A 16,370-nucleotide genomic window follows, 5' to 3' on the forward strand; every position below is an offset into this window, starting at 1 on the left:
CGCAGTGTCGCGGGGACTCGGGTGATGCCCGGCGTTCTCACCGTGACCAGGGGCGTGTCCGTGACATGACGGCCGGGCATTAGGGTGGACCGACAACGGAGAAGAATCCGCAGAAAGCTGAGGAGCGATAACGTGACTGTCCGGGTAGGCATCAACGGCTTCGGCCGCATCGGGCGTAACTTCTTCAGGGCGGTCGAGGCGCAGAAGGCGCTCGGCACAACGGAAATCGAAGTCGTCGCGGTCAACGACCTCACCGACAACGCCACCTTGGCGACCCTGCTCAAGTACGACTCGATCCTGGGTCGCCTGCCGCAGGATGTCTCGCTCGACGGCGACGACACCATCGTGGTCGGCGATCAGCGCATCAAGGCGCTGGCCATCAAGGAGGGCCCGTCGGCGCTGCCGTGGGGCGAGCTGGGCGTCGACGTGGTGGTGGAGTCCACCGGTATCTTCACCGACGCGACCAAGGCCAAGGGGCATCTGGCCGCGGGCGCGAAGAAGGTGATCATCTCCGCCCCCGCCAAGGGTGAGGACCTGACCGTCGTGATGGGCGTCAACGACGACAAGTACGACGGCAGCCAGAACATCATCTCCAACGCCTCGTGCACCACGAACTGCCTGGGTCCGCTGGCGAAGGTGCTGAACGACGAGTTCGGCATCGTCAAGGGCCTGATGACCACCATCCACGCCTACACCCAGGACCAGAACCTGCAGGACGGCCCGCACAAGGATCTGCGTCGCGCCCGCGCCGCCGCGCTGAACATCGTGCCGACCAGCACCGGTGCGGCCAAGGCCATCGGCCTGGTGCTGCCCGAGCTGAACGGCAAGCTGGACGGCTACTCGCTGCGCGTGCCGATCCCCACCGGCTCGATCACCGACCTGACCGCCGACCTGGCCAAGAAGGCGTCGGTCGAGGAGATCAACGCGGCGTTCAAGGCCGCCGCCGAGGGCCCGCTGAAGGGCATCCTGAAGTACAGCACCGACCCGATCGTGTCGAGCGACATCGTCACCGACCCGCACTCGTCGATCTTCGACGCGCCGCTGACCAAGATCATCGACGACCAGGTCAAGGTGTACTCCTGGTACGACAACGAGTGGGGCTACTCCAACCGCCTCGCCGACCTCATCGGCCTCGTCGGCAAGTCGCTCTGAACGATATGACCGTCAAGACACTTCAGGATCTCCTGGACGAGGGTGTCGAAGGCCGGGGCGTGCTCGTGCGCTCCGACCTGAACGTCCCCTTGGACAATGGGGTCATCACCGATCCGGGCCGCATCATCGCCTCGGTTCCCACCGTCTCCAAGCTGGTCGAGGCCGGCGCCAAGGTGGTGCTGACCGCGCACCTGGGCCGCCCGAAGGGCGAGCCCGATCCCGCGCTGTCGCTGGCGCCGGTCGCCGAGCGCCTGGCGCAGGAGCTGGGCCGCAACGTCCAGCTCGCGGGTGACGTGGTGGGCCAGGACGCGCTCGCGCGTTCGGAGGGCCTCACCGACGGCGATGTGCTGCTGTTGGAGAACATCCGTTTCGATCCGCGCGAGACCAGCAAGGACGACGCCGAGCGCGGCAAACTGGCCCGCGCGCTGGTCGAACTGGTCGGCGAGGACGGCGCGTTCGTCTCCGACGGCTTCGGCGTCGTGCACCGCAAGCAGGCCTCGGTCTACGACGTGGCCGCCCTGCTGCCGCATTATGCGGGCACGCTGGTCGCGGCCGAGGTGGACGTGCTGCGCAAACTGACGGCCGATACCGAACGGCCGTACGCGGTCGTGCTGGGCGGGTCGAAGGTCTCGGACAAGCTGGCGGTCATCGAGGCGCTGGCGCCGAAGGTCGACACCCTGGTCATCGGCGGTGGCATGTGCTTCACATTCCTTGCCGCACAAGGCATTTCGGTAGGTTCCTCGCTGTTGCAGGAGGAGATGATCGAGACCTGCCGCGGCCTGCTGGACCGGTACGCCGACGTCATCCACCTGCCCCGTGACATCGTGGCGGCGGAGAAGTTCGCCGCGGACGCGGATTCGAAGGTGGTGCCCGCCGACGAGATTCCCGAGGGCTGGATGGGCCTGGACATCGGCCCGGACTCGGCGGCCCGCTTCGGCGCGCTGCTGACCGAGGCGCGCACGGTGTTCTGGAACGGCCCGATGGGCGTGTTCGAGTTCGAGAAGTTCGCCGACGGCACCCGCAAGGTGGCCGAGGCGATCGTGCGGGCGACCGAGAAGGGTGCGTTCACGGTCGTCGGCGGCGGCGACACGGCCGCGGCGGTGCGTACGCTGGGTCTGCCGGAGGACGGTTTCTCGCACATCTCCACCGGCGGCGGCGCGTCGCTGGAATATCTGGAGGGCAAGGAACTGCCCGGCATCGCGGTATTGGAGGGCTGAGGCGGGTGGCACGCAAACCGCTCATCGCGGGCAACTGGAAGATGAACCTCAATCATCTCGAGGCCATCGCCCTGGTTCAGAAGATCGCATTCGCCTTGCCGGACAAGTACTTCGACAAGGTCGACGTGACGGTGATTCCGCCGTTCGTGGACATCCGGAGTGTGCAGACCCTGGTGGAGGGCGACCGACTGCTGGTCACCTATGGCGCCCAGGACGTCTCGGTGCACGAATCGGGCGCGTACACCGGCGAGATCAGCGCATCGATGCTGGCCAAGCTGGGCTGCTCGTTCGTCGTGGTCGGGCATTCGGAGCGGCGTCAGTACCACACCGAGGACGACGCGACCGTGCTGGCCAAGGCCAAGCAGGCGCTCGCGCACGGGATCACCCCGATCGTGTGCATCGGCGAGGGCCTGGGTGTGCGCGAGGTGAGCGAACATGTCGCGTACAACCTCGAGCAGCTGCGCGGTTCGCTCGCGGGCCTCACGGCCGATGAGATCGCCAAGGTCGTCATCGCGTACGAGCCGGTGTGGGCCATCGGCACCGGACGGGTCGCGACCCCCGCGGACGCGCAGGAGGTGTGCGGCGCGATCCGCGGCGAGCTGGCCGAGCTGGCGAACCCGCAGGTGGCCGCCTCGGTCCGAGTGCTGTACGGGGGTTCGGTGAACGCCAAGAACGTCGGCGAACTGGTCGCGCAGACCGATATCGACGGTGCGCTCGTCGGCGGCGCGTCGCTCAAGGGTGACGAGTTCGCCACCCTCTCGGCGATCGCCGCGGGCGGTCCGCTGCCGTAACATGCTGTCCCGCAACCAGAATCGGCCCGGCCGCGCAACCCGCGCGGCCGGGCCGATCGGTTCGGCCGGATGATCAGCCGATGCGCGCGACCCCGCTGAGCATGGAGACGGCCTCGGGGCGGGGGTGCGCGTGCCAGGTTTCCGGACGCCACGTCATCACCGAGGTGATCCCCGGCGGCACCAGTTCCATGCCGGTGAAGAACGGTTCGAACTCGGCGGTGGAGCGTAACCGGAACGGGATGCCGCTGCGCTCGTTGGCCTCGCGGGTCTCGTTCAGATCCTCCTGGGTGAGGTGGTCGTCGGTGGCGTGGGTCATGACGAGGTAGCTGCCGGGAGCCAGCGCCTCGCACAGCTGCCGTACCAGCTCGTGCGGCTTCTCCTCGTCGGTGATGAAATGCATGACCGCCACCAGCATCAGCGCCACCGGCCGGCTCAGGTCCAGGGTGGACAGCAGATCCGGATGGGACAGGATGGCCGCCGGATCGCGCACGTCGGCGTCGAGATAGGCGGTGGCGCCCTCGGGCGAGCTGTCCAGCAGCGTGCGGGCGTGAATCAGCACGATCGGATCGTTGTCCACATAGACGATGCGCGACTCCGGTGCGATGCCCTGGGCGATCTCGTGCACGTTGCCCGCCGTGGGCAGCCCGGCGCCGATGTCCAGGAACTGCCGGATTCCGGCCTCCTCGGTGAGATAACTGACCGCCCGGCGCAGGAAGTTGCGATTCTCCAGGCAGGCGAAGCGGATCGTCGGAAATGCCTCGGCGACGAGTTCGGCGGATTCTCGATCGGCCTCGAAATTGTTCTTGCCACCGAGCCAGTAGTCGTAGCGGCGGGCCGGATGCGGCGTGGTGACATCGATACCTTCGGGTACGAATTCGGAGTTCACGCTGCCCTCTTTCCTGTCGACTACTGTGATCATGTCAGCTTGGACAGTGAACCGGTAGCGGCTGTGCCGCACCGTCCGGAAGGCATCTCCATGCAGTTGCAGTACAGCCCATACGATTTCGACGTCCACGAGAATCCGTATCCGTATTACCAACAGCTGCGCGAGCAGGCGCCGGTGTTCCGCAACGAGACGGACGATTTCTGGGCGTTGTCCCGCCACGCCGATGTGCTGGCCGCCCTCCGCGATTCGGATCGTTTCTCCAGCGCGAACGGGCTGCGAATGGAACCGGCATTTTGGGGCCCGCAGGCGGAGCGCTTCTTCTCCTTCGTGGCGATGGATCCGCCCAAGCACACCCGGCTGCGCGGGCTGGTGGTGCGGGCTTTCACCCAGCACCGGGTGCAGTCGCTCGAGCCGCGGCTGCGGGAGATCGCTCGCGGCCTGCTCGAGCCGCTGCTCGAACGCGGTAGTTTCGATCTGATGTCCGAGTTCGCCGGACCGTATCCGACCGAGGTGATCTCCGAGCTGGTAGGGGTGCCCGAGGCCGATCGGGCGATGGTCCGCAAACTCGGCATGGAGATCATGTACACCGAGGAGGAGTCCACCGATCTGCGGCCAGAGGCCATGCAGGCGATCGGCGCCCTGGTCGGCTACTACACCGAGCTGACCATCGAACGCGCCGCGCACCGCGGTGACGATCTGCTCTCGGGCCTGCTCGACGCCGCAGACGGTGCCGACCGGCTCACTCCCGAGGAGATCGTGGGCGTGGTGATCCTGCTGGTCGGCGCGGGTATCGAGACGGCCATGCTGACCCTGGGCAATCTGTGGCACGCGGCCTGGCAGCATCCCGATCAGCGCCGGATCGCGCTGGGCGCGCGGTCGCCGTCGCCGCTGGGCCGGATCGAGGACTGGATCGACGAGGCGATGCGGTACGACCCGTCGAATCAGGTGATCCTGCGAACCACCACCGTGCCGGTGGAATTGCACGGGGTGACGATTCCGGCAGACGCGCGCATTCTGCTGCTGAGCGGTTCGGCCAATCGCGATCCGCGCGTGTTCGAGAACCCGGACCGGTTCGACCTGGACCGCGACAGCGGCGACGCGGTGAGGTTCGGCAGCGGCCGCCACCACTGCCTCGGGTCCAATCTCGGCCTGCTGGAATTGCGGATCGCGTTGCAGGAGATCGTATCTCGCATCGCCGACTTCGAGGTCGACCCAGCCGGGCTGCGCCGCGTCCATTCCTCCAACAACCGTGGTTTCACGGCACTGCCCACCACGGTCATCTCGCGCTGACCAGGCTCGCCGATTTCGAGGTCGACCCGGCCGGACTGCGCCGCGTCCATTCCACGAACAACCGCGGTTTCACCGCGCTGCCGACCATGGTCACTCCGCGCTGACCGGGGTGTACACCGATCGCCGGAAACAACAGAGCCGCAACAGGTGCCGGCCGATGATGGCGTGCTGCCCGAGATGCGATGGTCAGGCGGAAACCACTGCGGCCGCGGCATTCTCGATGGTGGTCTCGTCCAGCAGCACGTGTGCGGTGGCCGGGCCCAGGGGGACGAAGCTGTCCGCGCTGGTGACGCGGGTGATCGGGCCGGTGAACCCGGCGTCGATCAGGGCGGTGCACACCGCCTCGGAGATCCCTCCGCTGCGGCGGGTTTCGTCGGCGATGACGACGCGGCCGGTGGCGCGGGCGTGATGCAGGATGTCCTCGGCGGGAAGCGGTGCGAGCCAGCGTAAATCGAGCACACGGGCGTGAATTCCGCGCTGGGACAGCCGTCGTGCGGCGCGCAGGCTCATGCGCAGCCCGTTGGCGAAGGTGACGATGGTGAGATCGGTTCCGTCGCCGTGGATTCGGGCGCGGCCGATATCGATCGATTCGTCGGCGGGAGTGGCCAGCCAGTCGTCGTCGCCTGATTCGTGCAGGTCGCGGGTGTGGTAGAGGGCGATCGGCTCGAGGTAGACGCAGACCCGGCCGTCGACCCGGGCCGCGGCCACGCAGGTGCGCAGCATGCCCGCGGCGTCGTCCGGACGGGCGGGCGAGGCGATCACCAATCCGGGGATATCCCGCAGTGCCGCAACGGAATTGTCGTTGTGAAAGTGTCCGCCGAACCCCTTCTGGTAGGCGTACGCGGCGATGCGCACGACCATCGGATTGCGGAACTGTCCGGCGGAGAAGAACTGCTGCGTGGCGGCCTCGCCCCGGATCTGGTCGAGCGCGTTGTGCACATACGCCAGATATTGGATCTCCGGGATCGGCACGAATCCGGCCGGACCCGCACCGAGCGCGGTGCCCAGCACGCTCTGTTCGTCCAGCAGCGTATCGAATACCCGCCGCGCGCCGAATCGGCGTTGCAGACCCTTCGTCACCCCGTACACCCCGCCCTTGCGGCCGACGTCCTCGCCGAAGACGAGCAGGTCGCCGTCGCGTTCGAGCAGCTGCGCCAGGGTGTGGTTGATCGACTGCGCGAGCGTCATCGAGGGTGTTCCGCCCGCTGAAGTATCCACCGGCACAACATCGTTCGGGGACACCGGTGCTCGTCCCGCGCGGTCCGGGTTCGCGGATCCTGCCGGTGTGCGCTTGCGGGCGTCGAACGCGCGTGCACCCGGCGGCATCGGCGGGTCGGGCAGCGGCCCGGTGCGCATGGCGTCCGCGCGAAGCCGGTCGGGGTGGTTCGGTGCCAGGGGCGCGATGACCGCGGCGGTGGAGTCGAGGGTGGCCGCTCCGGTGACCTGTGCGGCGACTCCCGCGACCTCGCCCGCGATGGCGTCGTACCGGGCGATGAGTTCCCGCGCGCCGATGCTGCCCGAGCCGACCAGCAGACGTCCGGTCGCGGTGACCGGGTCGCGGCGCAACTCCTCGGCGAGGTCGCTCGCGCGGCGATATGCCGATTCCACATCCGAGCCCGCGTGGCCGAGCAGCCGGGTGGTGCGCAGGCGCAGGAACGCCGGCAGCCGGTTCTCCCGGACCCAGGCCGTCGCTTCGGCCGAAACGGTCAGTGTCGCAAGCACATCGGAGCCGTCGACCTCGAAATAGCGCAGACCCGGACGAGTTCCGTAGGCGCGGCCGATCCAGTCCGGGGGAGTGGGCACGCTCAGCCCGATGCCGTTGTCCTCGCAGACGAACAGCACCGGCATCGGGATCTGCTGATGGGCGGTGTGCACGGCCGTGTTGATCGCCCCGGCCGCGGTCGAATGATTGGCCGAGGCATCCCCGAACGTGCACACCACCACCGCATCGGACGGCCACGGGGTGAATCTGCCCAGCCGGTCGGCCCGGTCCAGCGCGAAGGCCAGGCCCACCGCACGCGGCAGATGGGAGGCGATCGTCGAGGTCTGCGGCAGGATCGCGGCGGGCCTGCTGCCGAACACCTTGTGCCGCCCACCGGATATCGGGTCCGCGGCCGCGGCCACCACGCCCAGCAGAACGTCCCGGATGGGATCGGAGCCCTCGACCCGTCGGCAGCGATGCACGAAGAACGCGCCCGAACGATAGTGCAGCAGCGCCGGGTCGGTCGGGCGCAGCACCGCGGCGAGAGCGGCGTTCCCCTCGTGTCCCGAGGATCCGATGCTGTAGTACCCGTGTCCGGCGGCGGTGAGCGCGCGGGCCGCCAGATCCAGGTGCCGGCTGGTGGCCTGCGCGTCGAACAGCTCGAGCACCGCGCCCGCGGTATACGGGCTGCCCGGCAAAACGGATTCGGTTGCGGCACGGGGAGTTCCGGGCCGCACGGCGGCCACCGCCGCGCGGAACCGCCGATCGAGTTCTGCTTCTCGTTCGTTGATCACCCGTGTCATGCTGCCCTTCGCCTGGTCACCGGGGGCCGGTTTCACTCGGAGCGCAGGATCAGGCCGGTGTTGTTCGCCCGGTTGCGGACGGTCAGCGTGTCCGAGTCGACGGTGGCCTCGGTCGTGCCGTTCAAGGCTTCCAGGACCTGCTGTTCGACCTGCATGACATCGGGTGCGCACGTCATCCGGGTGGTGCCGAGGTGGAAGGTGGCGGTCGAGCCGGAGATATCGGCGGTGCCGGTCATCCGGTTACATCCCGCGCTACCGCTGACGCGACCGTCGGAGGCGATGGTGAGCGTGGGGCGCGCGGTGTCCAGGGCCTGCGACCGGACCTGTCCCTCCGGCCGCAGCAGTGTCGTGACGACCCACGCGGTCCCGGTCAACGGCAGATCCGGCCGCAGTACGCGCTTGTCCCGCAGGGTGACCGTGACCTCGTGCCCGGTGAGGGTGAGCGTGTTGCCGGACAGCGACCACTTCGGCCCGGACTCGAGCAGCGCTGTCTGCCAGCCGTCCGCCCCCGCCCTGTCGCCGATACAGGCCATCATGGTCGTGGCCATCCGGGAGACGCGCAGCACCGACCCGTCGAAGCTCACCGGTCCGCTGCTGCTGTTGCATCCCGAATCGGCGGAGACGCGTCCGTCGGCGAAACTCAGCGTCAGCGGCCCGCCGCCGGGAATCGGCGTTCCCTCGACCCCGGTGGAGATGTAGGTGTGGCCCATCGGTGTCGGTGCGGGCCCCGACGAACCGCCCGAGCACCCGGCCAGCAGCGCACAGGCCAGCAGCGCGGGCGCCAACAACCGCCGGGCGTCTCGGCCTGTTCGGCGGGGAGATTGCGATCGCGCTGCGGCCGGCATGCCGCGATGCTACCGGCGGCGATCGACGCCACCCGGGAACCGGACGGGCGCGCCGAGGGCGTCGACGGGCGACCACCGGCGAGGATTGCGTCGAGGGGCGGCCCGGGTACCTCGAGGGGCAACCTCCGGGCCAGGAGTGCTCGGAAGTCAGCGAGACAGCCACGGCGGGGTGTCGCCCGCGTCGGCGAGCGGACCGATCGGACAGACTCCGCCCGACCCGAGAACAGTCGCCGATGATCCTGGGCGAACCGTCTTCGCTCGGCCGGTGGCACTGCTGTGAGGTGGACCGGACGCGGCGGTCGGATCGCGGGCGCCGTCGGCCGAACTGGTTCTCGCGGCTGCCGCGGTGGCGGAAAGTGGCCGCTTTCCGGTTCTCGACCGCTGCCCACCGGGAGTGCGCACCGGCGAGGGATCACCTGATGCGGGGGTATCGCGGGGTTGTGCATAAACTGTCGGGCATGCGCATGTTCCTGGATATCCTCCTGGTGATCACCAGCGTGTTGCTGGTGTTGCTGGTGTTGCTGCACCGCGCGAAGGGCGGGGGCCTGTCCAACCTGTTCGGCGGCGGCGTGCAGTCGAGCCTGTCCGGATCCACCGTCGTCGAGAAGAACCTCGACCGCATCACCATCTTCACCGGTCTCATCTGGCTGATCGCGATTCTGGGCATCGGCCTGGAGATCAAGTTCGCCTGATCGCGAGCGCCCCGGCGGTCGCCACGGCGAGGACGATCGCCGCGATCGCGACGGCGGTCCCGTACCCGTCGCCCAGCACCGGCTCCGGCACGACCGACGAAACCTCCTGGCCCGGAGACGATTCCGGTCGCGAGATCGTCACCTGCACGAACTTCGGCGAGTCGATCGAATTGATCACCGCGGGCCGAGGTATCGGCGCGGTGCCCGAACCGGCTCGTACCCGGGCCCCGCATCCTGGCGTGACGTATCTTGACGTTCCGGACGCGCCGCCGTCTCACCTCTACCTGGTCTGGCGTGCCAAACCGGCCCCGTTGCGGTCGGTGCAGCGCTTCAGCGACGTCGCCTGACCGCGGCCCGCAGCACCGGGCTCATTCCGGTAGTGCGAGAGGTTCACGGAGCCGGGTATCGGCCTCGGCGGCCGGATCCCGGCGCATGGTGCGGACCCACACCGCGAAACCCCAGGCCACGAACCCGGCGTAGACGAGGTACAGCACCGCCGACGGGTAGTACCCGGCCCGCAGCAGCAGCGGCACGCCGACCAGGTCCACCGCGATCCACAGCAGCCAGAATTCGGCGAGCCCGCGTGCCATCCCGTAGGTGGCCAGGACCGAGCCGGTGAAGATCCACGCCTCGGCCCACGGACCGTACGATCCGAGCCAGGCGAACAGCTTCGTGCAGATCAGCGTGCCCAGAATCATCGCGGCGACCAGGGTCCAGCGTTCCCGGGCGCTCGCCCAGCGCGGTACCACGGCGCGGTGTTCGAGCCCGGTCTCTCGCCGGGAATGCCGGTACCAAGCCCACCAGCCGTAGCCGCTCACCGCGATGAACATCAGCTGACGGCCTGCTTGACCGGCCATGTTCAGGTGCTGCGGGGTGTCGAACACGCCCCCGGCGAAGACGGTGAACAGCAGAGCGTTCCCCGCGATCCCGACCGGCCATGCCCACACCCGTCGCCGCATTCCGCCGATCGCGGAGGCCAGGCCGAAGCCGTTACCGATCACCTCGCGCCAGAGGATCGTCGACCCCGCGATGTGGAGTTCGGCATCGAGCAGCGCTGATACAGGATTCACCTCAGCTGTAACCCCGGGCTCCGGATTTCTCATCCTGGTGCGGTAGGGATGTGCTTGCGGCATGCGGCGACTCGGCCACCGATCGAGCGGCGGGAACCGGGTTCTACGCTGAACGGGTGTGGGGCCGGCCGCATCCCGGCCCCACACCCGCGCTGTTACGCCTGGGCCAGGCTCAGCCGGCGGTTCTCGTCGTCGAGCTGCATGATCCGGACGTCGAGTACCGAGCCGACCCGCGGCTCGCCCCGCCACTCCCGCGTGTGCAGCAGGCCGTGGATGCCCGGAGCCACCTCGAGGAACGCGCCGAACGGCACGACCGAGACGACGGTCGCCGCGAGTGCGCTACCCGGGGTGTGGGCAGCGCGGAACGCGGCCCATGCCGAGGGCGAAACTGGTTGGTGGGACATGTGATTCACCTCCTCTCGCAGTCCCTGGAAGTAGAACGGGACGCGTTCGGAGGGCGGGCCTCTGGCCCGCGCCGCGATCACCTCGCGGCCGGGAATCCTGTCTGTGCGCGGCTGGTAGCCGACCCGGCAGTCACGCGAGCCAGATTAGGCCGACGCCGGGTCGGCGGTCAAGCCCGCCGAGGGGTCTCAGCCCAGTCGGGGAATCCGGCCGTCGACATCGGTGAAACCGTAGGCGTCGGCGAGATCGCGGACCCGCCAAGGCTTTCCGGTGCGGGCGCGGCGGTCCGGATCGGCGGCCAGGGCGACGACGGCACGTCCCGGGAAGCGCGGTGTCTCGGCCTCGTCGAGGTCGAAGGTGCCCTCACCGGGCAGCGTGATCATTCGGCGGCCCTGGGTATCGGCCGGAACCATCTGCAGCAGTTCGGTATTCACGATGCCCGGCCACAGCGAGACCGCGGTGACGCCGGTGTCGGCCAGATCGTGGGCCATATCCGCGGTGAGCCGGTCCACCGCGCACTTGGCGACGCCGTAGACGGCGTTGTGGGTGTAGTGCTGCGCGCCGGGGGAGGAGACGTTCACGATCAGGCCGCCCGATTCGATGAGCGCCGGTGCGGCGAAAACGCTTGCCACATAATGAGATCGAACGCCGATGTCGAAACTCTCGTCCCACGCCTGCGGGGGCACCTCCCAGAACGGACGGCCCAGCCAGCGTGCGGAGGCCGGCGCGTTGTAGACGTTGTTGACCAGCACGTCCAGGCGGCCGTCATCAGAGCGTACCTTGTCGAACAGGGCCTGCACCGCGTCGTCGTCGGCATGGTCGCACACATGGGGCACTCCGATGCCGCCCAGCTCACCGATCTCCGCGGCGGTCTGCGCCACGGTTCCCGGCAGGCGGCCCGGCGTCGCGGACCGGCCCGTCAGGTAGACCGTCGCGCCCGCCGCACCCAGTTCCAGTGCGATGCCCTTGCCGATGCCGCGGCTGGCGCCGGTGACGACCGCGACCTTTCCGGCGAGTATTCCGTTCACGACTTCAGGACACTACCTTGAGATGAGAACACGTTCTAGTTATGGAGGCGGAGTGGAGCCGACGCATCGGCAGGTGGCGACCAACGGGATCCGGATGCATATCGCGGAGCAGGGCGCCGGATATCCGGTGATCTTCTGTCACGGGTTTCCGCACGGCTGGTCGGTGTGGCGGCGACAGCTGGGCGCCCTGGCGACGGCCGGATATCACGCGATAGCCCCCGACCTGCGCGGATATGGGCGCACCGAGGCGCCCGAGGGGGTCGAGGCCACGACGAATCAGGCCGTGATCGGCGATCTGCTCGGCCTGCTCGACCAGATCGGGGCGCAGCACGCGGTCTTCGTCGGCCTGGACTTCGGCGCGCAGCTGGTTTGGGAACTGTCGCTGCGCGAGCCCGGGCGTGTCGCGGCGGTATTCGTGCTGAACAACCCGTATGCGCCGCGCCCGCCCAAGCCGCCGTCGGCATTCTGGACCAAGGCCGCCGAACGGCACTTCCTGCATCTGTCGTATTTCCAGACGCCCGGTGTCGCCGACGCCGAACTGGCCGCGCGCCCGCGCGAATTCCTGGCCCGCGTGTACTACTCGCTCAGCGGCGACTACCACTATCTGGACACCTGGAAGAATCCCCCCGGCATCGGCTATCTCGACGCACTGCCACCGGCCCCCGCCCTGCCCTGGTCGTGGTTGTCCGAGGCCGAATTCCAGGCCCAGGTAACGGAATTCGAGCGCACCGGGTTCACGGGCGGGCTGAACTGGTACCGCGCCCTGGACCGCAACTGGGAGTTGACCGCGGACCTGCCGACCACGGTGCCGGTTCCCGCCTACTTCCTGTACGGCGAGAACGATCCGGATATGGAAGGCTTCAGCGGGCGCGACCCGCTGGCCACGCTCCGCGCGCACGTGCCGGATCTGCGTGCGGTCGAAAAGGTCTCCGGCGCGGGCCATCTCGTGCAATGGGAGCGTACCGACGCGGTGAACGAGTTCCTCACCCGGCACCTGAGCGCTCTCGATCCGGCGCACATCTGATCGATCGGATTGCGGCCACCGCTGGATGCGCAGCGCCCCGGTCCGGTCCGGTCCGCCGAAGCAGGTTGCGACAAAGGCGAATTCGGAAACCGGGCAGCCGAGGCGATCACGACGACGGGGCGCAGACGCGCCCGGACCCCGAGGGGCACCGCGATCGTCGGCGCAGCCGACGACACGATCTGTGCACCTCGGCCGCGCCCAAGCCGCTCGCCCCGACCGGGCGAGCGGGAAAGCTTGTCAGCGCGGCAGTTTGGCCGCGGCGGGCTCGTCCAGCAACCAGGTGGTCGTCTCCGAGCCGACCGCGCCGGCCGACGGGATGTCGTCCGGGCTCGCACCGCCGACGGCCGCGGCGACGGCCTCGGCTTTCCCGGCGCCGCCGACGACCAGGACGACGTGGCGGGCGCGGTGGACCGCGGGCAGGGTCAGGGTGATGCGCACCGGCGGCGGCTTGGGCGAATTCGTCACCGCCACAACGAGTTCGTGTTCCTCGCGCACCGCATCGGTATGCGGGAACAGCGAATTGACGTGACCCTCACCGCCCATGCCGAGCAGATGCAGGTCGAACGAACCGTATTCGGCCAGATGGGCGTGCACGGTCGCCGAGTATTCGGCCGCCGCCTCCACCGGATCCGGGTATTCGCCGTCCGAGGTGGCCATCGGATGCACCCGCGAGGGATCCAGCGGCACGTGATCGAGCAGCGCCTGGCGAGCCTGCAGATCGTTCCGGTCCGGATCGCCCGCCGGGACGAACCGGTCGTCGCCCCAGAACACCTCGAGGCGCGACCAGTCGATGTCGCCCGGAGATTTGCGGACCTGCTCGAGCAGCTCGATCCCGGTTCCACCACCGGTCAGCACGACCGAGGCCACACGCCGTTCGGCCTGCGCCGCGGTCACCACGGCGACGAAACGCGCCGCGGCGGCCGCGACCAGATTCTCGGTGCTCGGGTGGACTTCGACGGTCGGTTCGGACATCGATCACCTCTCGGTTCCGGTTGCCTAGTCGTAGATCACCTTATCGATACCCGCGAGCGCCTCGGCGTAGGTCTCGTCGGAGTCCAGGCGGCGCAGTTCCTCGGCCAGGCAGTCGTTGGTCTCCCGCCGGGCCAGGGCGAACCGCTGGCCGGGCTCACCGGTGCGGGTCAGGGTGGCGGTGCGACCGGTCTGCGGTCGCGAGATGGCGATCGACACGGTGGGGCGATGCAGTTCCACCCGCAGATCGCCGATGCGCCGGTGCACCGGGCAGTCCAGCCGGGCCGCCAGCCATCCGGCCAGGATGTCCAGCGCGGGCTCCTCTTTCAGGCCCGACACCGTCACCGATTCGACCGGTTCGAACGGCGGCTCGTCCAGCGCGGAGGCCAGCAGCGCCCGCCAGAACGTCACCCGGCTCCACGCCAGATCGGTATCGCCCTCGGCGTAGGACTGCAGCCGGCCCTTGATCGCGGCCCGCGGATCGGTGGCGAAGGTGGAGTCGGTGATCCGCCGAATCGCCAAGCGCCCCACCGAATCCTGCGACGGGAACTGCGGCGCCCCGCGCGGCCACCACGCCACCACCGGGGTATCGGCCAGCAGGAACGGGATCACCATGCTGGATTCGTGATTGACCAGCTCACCTTGCAGCCGGAGCACTATCACCTCGGCCGCGCCCGCATCACCGCCGACGCGGATCTGCGCGTCCACCTTGGTCTCGGCGAACCGATCGCCGCGAGCGAGCACGATGACGCGGCACGGATGTTCGCGGCTGGCGTCGTTGGCCGCGGCGATGGCGTCCTCGGCCTCGGAGCTGTCCAGCGTGCACACCACCAGCGTGAGGACCCGGCCCATGGTGACCACGCCGCTGGTCTCACGCAGCTTGACCAGGCGCTTGTTGACCGCCTGGGTGTCGGTGTCCGGCATGTCGACGATCACGGACGCCGCCATTCCCGCCCGCTGCGCGCGAGCATCTCATCGGCCGAGGCAGGACCCCAGGTGCCCGACTCGTACGGTTCGGGTTTGCCGTCCGCGGCCCAGTGCTCGAGCACGGGATCGAGGATGCGCCAGGACAATTCGACCTCTTCGTTGACCGGGAACAGGGACGGAACGCCGAGCAGCATGTCCAGGATGAGCCGCTCGTACGCCTCCGGCGAGGATTCGGTGAACGCCTCGCCGTAGCTGAAGTCCATGTTCACATCGCGCACTTCCATGCTCGACCCGGGCACCTTCGACCCGAACCGCAGCGTGATGCCCTCGTCCGGCTGCACCCGCACCACCAGCGCGTTCTGTCCGAGCTCCTCGGTCATGGTCTGGTCGAACGGCAGATGCGGCGCGCGCTTGAACACCACCGCGATCTCGGTCACCCTGCGGCCCAGGCGTTTTCCGGTGCGCAGATAGAACGGCACACCCGCCCAGCGCCGGGTTTCCACGTTGAGCGTGATCGCCGCGTAGGTCTCGGTCGTGGACTGCGGGTCGAAACCCTCCTCGTCCAGCAGCCCGACGACGTGCTCGCTGCCCTGCCAGCCCTCGGCGTACTGACCGCGTGCGGTGGTCTCGTCCAGCGGCTCGACCAGTTTCGCCGCCTGCAGCACCTTGATCTTCTCGATCTGCAGCTGGCGCGGGTGGAAGCTGATCGGATCCTCCATCGCGGTCAGCGCCATCAGTTGCAGCAGATGGTTCTGGATCACATCGCGCGCCGCGCCGATGCCATCGTAATAGCCTGCGCGCCCGCCCAATCCGATGTCCTCGGCCATCGTGATCTGCACGTGGTCGACGTACCCGGAGTTCCAGATGGGTTCGAACAACTCGTTGGCGAAGCGCAGTGCCAACAGGTTCTGCACCGTCTCCTTGCCGAGGTAGTGGTCGATCCGGAAGACGGTTTCCTCCGGAAACACCTCGTTCACCAGGGCGTTGAGTTCCTTGGCGCTTTCCAGGTCGTGCCCGAACGGCTTCTCGATGACCACTCGCCGCCACGGCTTGGGCTTGCCCGGACCGGGATCCTTCGGTTCGGCCAGGCCGGTGCGGGAGAGCTGCTTGAGCACCTGCGGGAAGGCGTTGGGCGGAATCGACAGGTAGAACGCGTGATTGCCGCCTGTGCCGCGGTCCTGATCGAGCTGGGCGAGGGTCGTCGCGAGCTGGGAGAAGGCCGCGTCGTCCTCGAAGGTGCCCTGCACGAACCGGATGCCCTCGGCGAGCTGTTCCCACACCTCCTGCCGAAAGGGCGTGCGCGAGTGCGCTTTCACCGCGTCCAGGACGACTTCCGCGAAATCCTCGTCCTGGTAGTCGCGGCGAGCGAAGCCGACCAGTGCGAAACCCGGGGGCAGCAGCCCCCGGTTCGCCAGGTCGTAGATGGCCGGCATCAGCTTCTTGCGAGAGAGGTCACCGGTGACACCGAAGATCACCATGCTGCACGGACCCGCGATCCGGGGCAGCCGCTTGTCACGCTCGTCGCGCAGCGGATTGCCCGGCACGGCCGTTGTCTCCTGGCCGGCCATCGTG

At 68.6% G+C, this 16,370-nt stretch carries 17 protein-coding genes; 7 read left to right on the top strand and 10 right to left on the bottom strand.

What is annotated here, in order from left to right:
* Nucleotides 1-132: 132 nt before the first annotated feature.
* From gap to tpiA, 3 genes are read left to right on the top strand one after another with little or no spacing between them, the layout of a single operon-like run.
* The gene (gap, locus tag AC5WS7_RS03085; RefSeq protein ID WP_495952782.1) at nt 133-1,152 is read left to right on the top strand and encodes a type I glyceraldehyde-3-phosphate dehydrogenase; all 1,020 of its coding nucleotides are present in this window, start codon (nt 133-135) and stop codon (nt 1,150-1,152) included.
* Between the two features lie 5 nt (nt 1,153-1,157).
* Complete coding sequence (locus AC5WS7_RS03090) at nt 1,158-2,369, top strand: phosphoglycerate kinase (RefSeq protein WP_495952783.1); 1,212 nt, start codon at nt 1,158-1,160, stop codon at nt 2,367-2,369.
* 5 nt (nt 2,370-2,374) lie between these two features.
* A complete protein-coding gene (gene tpiA, locus AC5WS7_RS03095) occupies nt 2,375-3,160 on the top strand; it encodes a triose-phosphate isomerase (protein ID WP_495952784.1) in 786 nt (261 codons plus the stop codon).
* Nucleotides 3,161-3,233: 73 nt separating this feature from the next.
* Here tpiA and AC5WS7_RS03100 read toward each other — a convergent pair whose 3' ends face one another.
* A complete protein-coding gene (locus AC5WS7_RS03100) occupies nt 3,234-4,046 on the bottom strand; it encodes an SAM-dependent methyltransferase (RefSeq protein ID WP_495952785.1) in 813 nt (270 codons plus the stop codon).
* A 39-nt stretch (nt 4,047-4,085) separates the two neighbouring features.
* Between AC5WS7_RS03100 and AC5WS7_RS03105 the strand changes: the two genes are divergently transcribed.
* Nucleotides 4,086-5,336, top strand: coding sequence for a cytochrome P450 (locus AC5WS7_RS03105; RefSeq protein WP_495952786.1), 1,251 nt, complete (start codon nt 4,086-4,088; stop codon nt 5,334-5,336).
* A 186-nt stretch (nt 5,337-5,522) separates the two neighbouring features.
* On the opposite strand, the gene AC5WS7_RS03110 is transcribed toward AC5WS7_RS03105, so the two are convergent.
* Nucleotides 5,523-7,832 carry a transketolase C-terminal domain-containing protein gene (locus tag AC5WS7_RS03110; protein WP_495952787.1) on the bottom strand — a complete coding sequence of 770 codons (2,310 nt, stop codon included), beginning with the start codon at nt 7,830-7,832 and terminating at the stop codon, nt 5,523-5,525.
* Nucleotides 7,833-7,873: 41 nt separating this feature from the next.
* Nucleotides 7,874-8,686 (bottom strand): META domain-containing protein, encoded by an 813-nt coding sequence (locus AC5WS7_RS03115; RefSeq protein ID WP_495952788.1) that lies wholly within the window; start codon nt 8,684-8,686, stop codon nt 7,874-7,876.
* A 458-nt stretch (nt 8,687-9,144) separates the two neighbouring features.
* On the opposite strand from AC5WS7_RS03115, the gene secG reads away from it, so the two are divergent.
* Nucleotides 9,145-9,378: a preprotein translocase subunit SecG gene (secG, locus tag AC5WS7_RS03120; protein ID WP_040824989.1), complete on the top strand. Its 234-nt coding sequence runs from the start codon at nt 9,145-9,147 to the stop codon at nt 9,376-9,378.
* Here secG and AC5WS7_RS03125 read toward each other — a convergent pair.
* Complete coding sequence (locus AC5WS7_RS03125; RefSeq protein WP_495952789.1) at nt 9,365-9,556, bottom strand: hypothetical protein; 192 nt, start codon at nt 9,554-9,556, stop codon at nt 9,365-9,367. The genes secG and AC5WS7_RS03125 overlap by 14 nt on opposite strands.
* Between AC5WS7_RS03125 and AC5WS7_RS03130 the strand changes: the two genes are divergently transcribed.
* Nucleotides 9,549-9,725: a LysR substrate-binding domain-containing protein gene (locus tag AC5WS7_RS03130; RefSeq protein WP_495952790.1), complete on the top strand. Its 177-nt coding sequence runs from the start codon at nt 9,549-9,551 to the stop codon at nt 9,723-9,725. The genes AC5WS7_RS03125 and AC5WS7_RS03130 overlap by 8 nt on opposite strands.
* A 21-nt stretch (nt 9,726-9,746) precedes the next feature.
* On the opposite strand, the gene pnuC is transcribed toward AC5WS7_RS03130, so the two are convergent.
* The 3 genes from pnuC to AC5WS7_RS03145 all read right to left on the bottom strand — a co-directional run bounded on the left by pnuC (nt 9,747) and on the right by AC5WS7_RS03145 (nt 11,878).
* Complete coding sequence (pnuC, locus tag AC5WS7_RS03135; RefSeq protein WP_495952791.1) at nt 9,747-10,448, bottom strand: nicotinamide riboside transporter PnuC; 702 nt, start codon at nt 10,446-10,448, stop codon at nt 9,747-9,749.
* A gap of 155 nt (nt 10,449-10,603) precedes the next feature.
* A complete protein-coding gene (locus AC5WS7_RS03140) occupies nt 10,604-10,852 on the bottom strand; it encodes a S1 RNA-binding domain-containing protein (RefSeq protein WP_495952792.1) in 249 nt (82 codons plus the stop codon).
* Between the two features lie 186 nt (nt 10,853-11,038).
* The gene (locus AC5WS7_RS03145) at nt 11,039-11,878 is read right to left on the bottom strand and encodes an SDR family NAD(P)-dependent oxidoreductase (protein ID WP_495952793.1); all 840 of its coding nucleotides are present in this window, start codon (nt 11,876-11,878) and stop codon (nt 11,039-11,041) included.
* Nucleotides 11,879-11,900: 22 nt separating this feature from the next.
* Here AC5WS7_RS03145 and AC5WS7_RS03150 point away from each other — a divergent pair, with 22 nt between their 5' ends.
* The gene (locus AC5WS7_RS03150) at nt 11,901-12,902 is read left to right on the top strand and encodes an alpha/beta fold hydrolase (RefSeq protein WP_495952794.1); all 1,002 of its coding nucleotides are present in this window, start codon (nt 11,901-11,903) and stop codon (nt 12,900-12,902) included.
* A gap of 237 nt (nt 12,903-13,139) precedes the next feature.
* Here AC5WS7_RS03150 and pgl read toward each other — a convergent pair whose 3' ends face one another.
* The 3 genes from pgl to zwf are packed head-to-tail and all read right to left on the bottom strand — an operon-like array spanning nt 13,140 to nt 16,366.
* Nucleotides 13,140-13,874 carry a 6-phosphogluconolactonase gene (pgl, locus tag AC5WS7_RS03155; protein ID WP_495952795.1) on the bottom strand — a complete coding sequence of 245 codons (735 nt, stop codon included), beginning with the start codon at nt 13,872-13,874 and terminating at the stop codon, nt 13,140-13,142.
* A gap of 24 nt (nt 13,875-13,898) precedes the next feature.
* Entirely contained in the window at nt 13,899-14,807 is a 909-nt protein-coding gene (gene opcA / locus AC5WS7_RS03160; protein ID WP_495952796.1) for a glucose-6-phosphate dehydrogenase assembly protein OpcA, read from the bottom strand.
* On the bottom strand, nt 14,804-16,366 hold the full coding sequence (gene zwf, locus AC5WS7_RS03165; protein WP_495952797.1) for a glucose-6-phosphate dehydrogenase: 1,563 nt from the start codon (nt 16,364-16,366) through the stop codon (nt 14,804-14,806). Before zwf ends, opcA begins: the two co-directional genes overlap by 4 nt.
* Nucleotides 16,367-16,370: the final 4 nt, after the last annotated feature.

Source organism: Nocardia sp. PLKS1-43, from assembly GCF_059510335.1.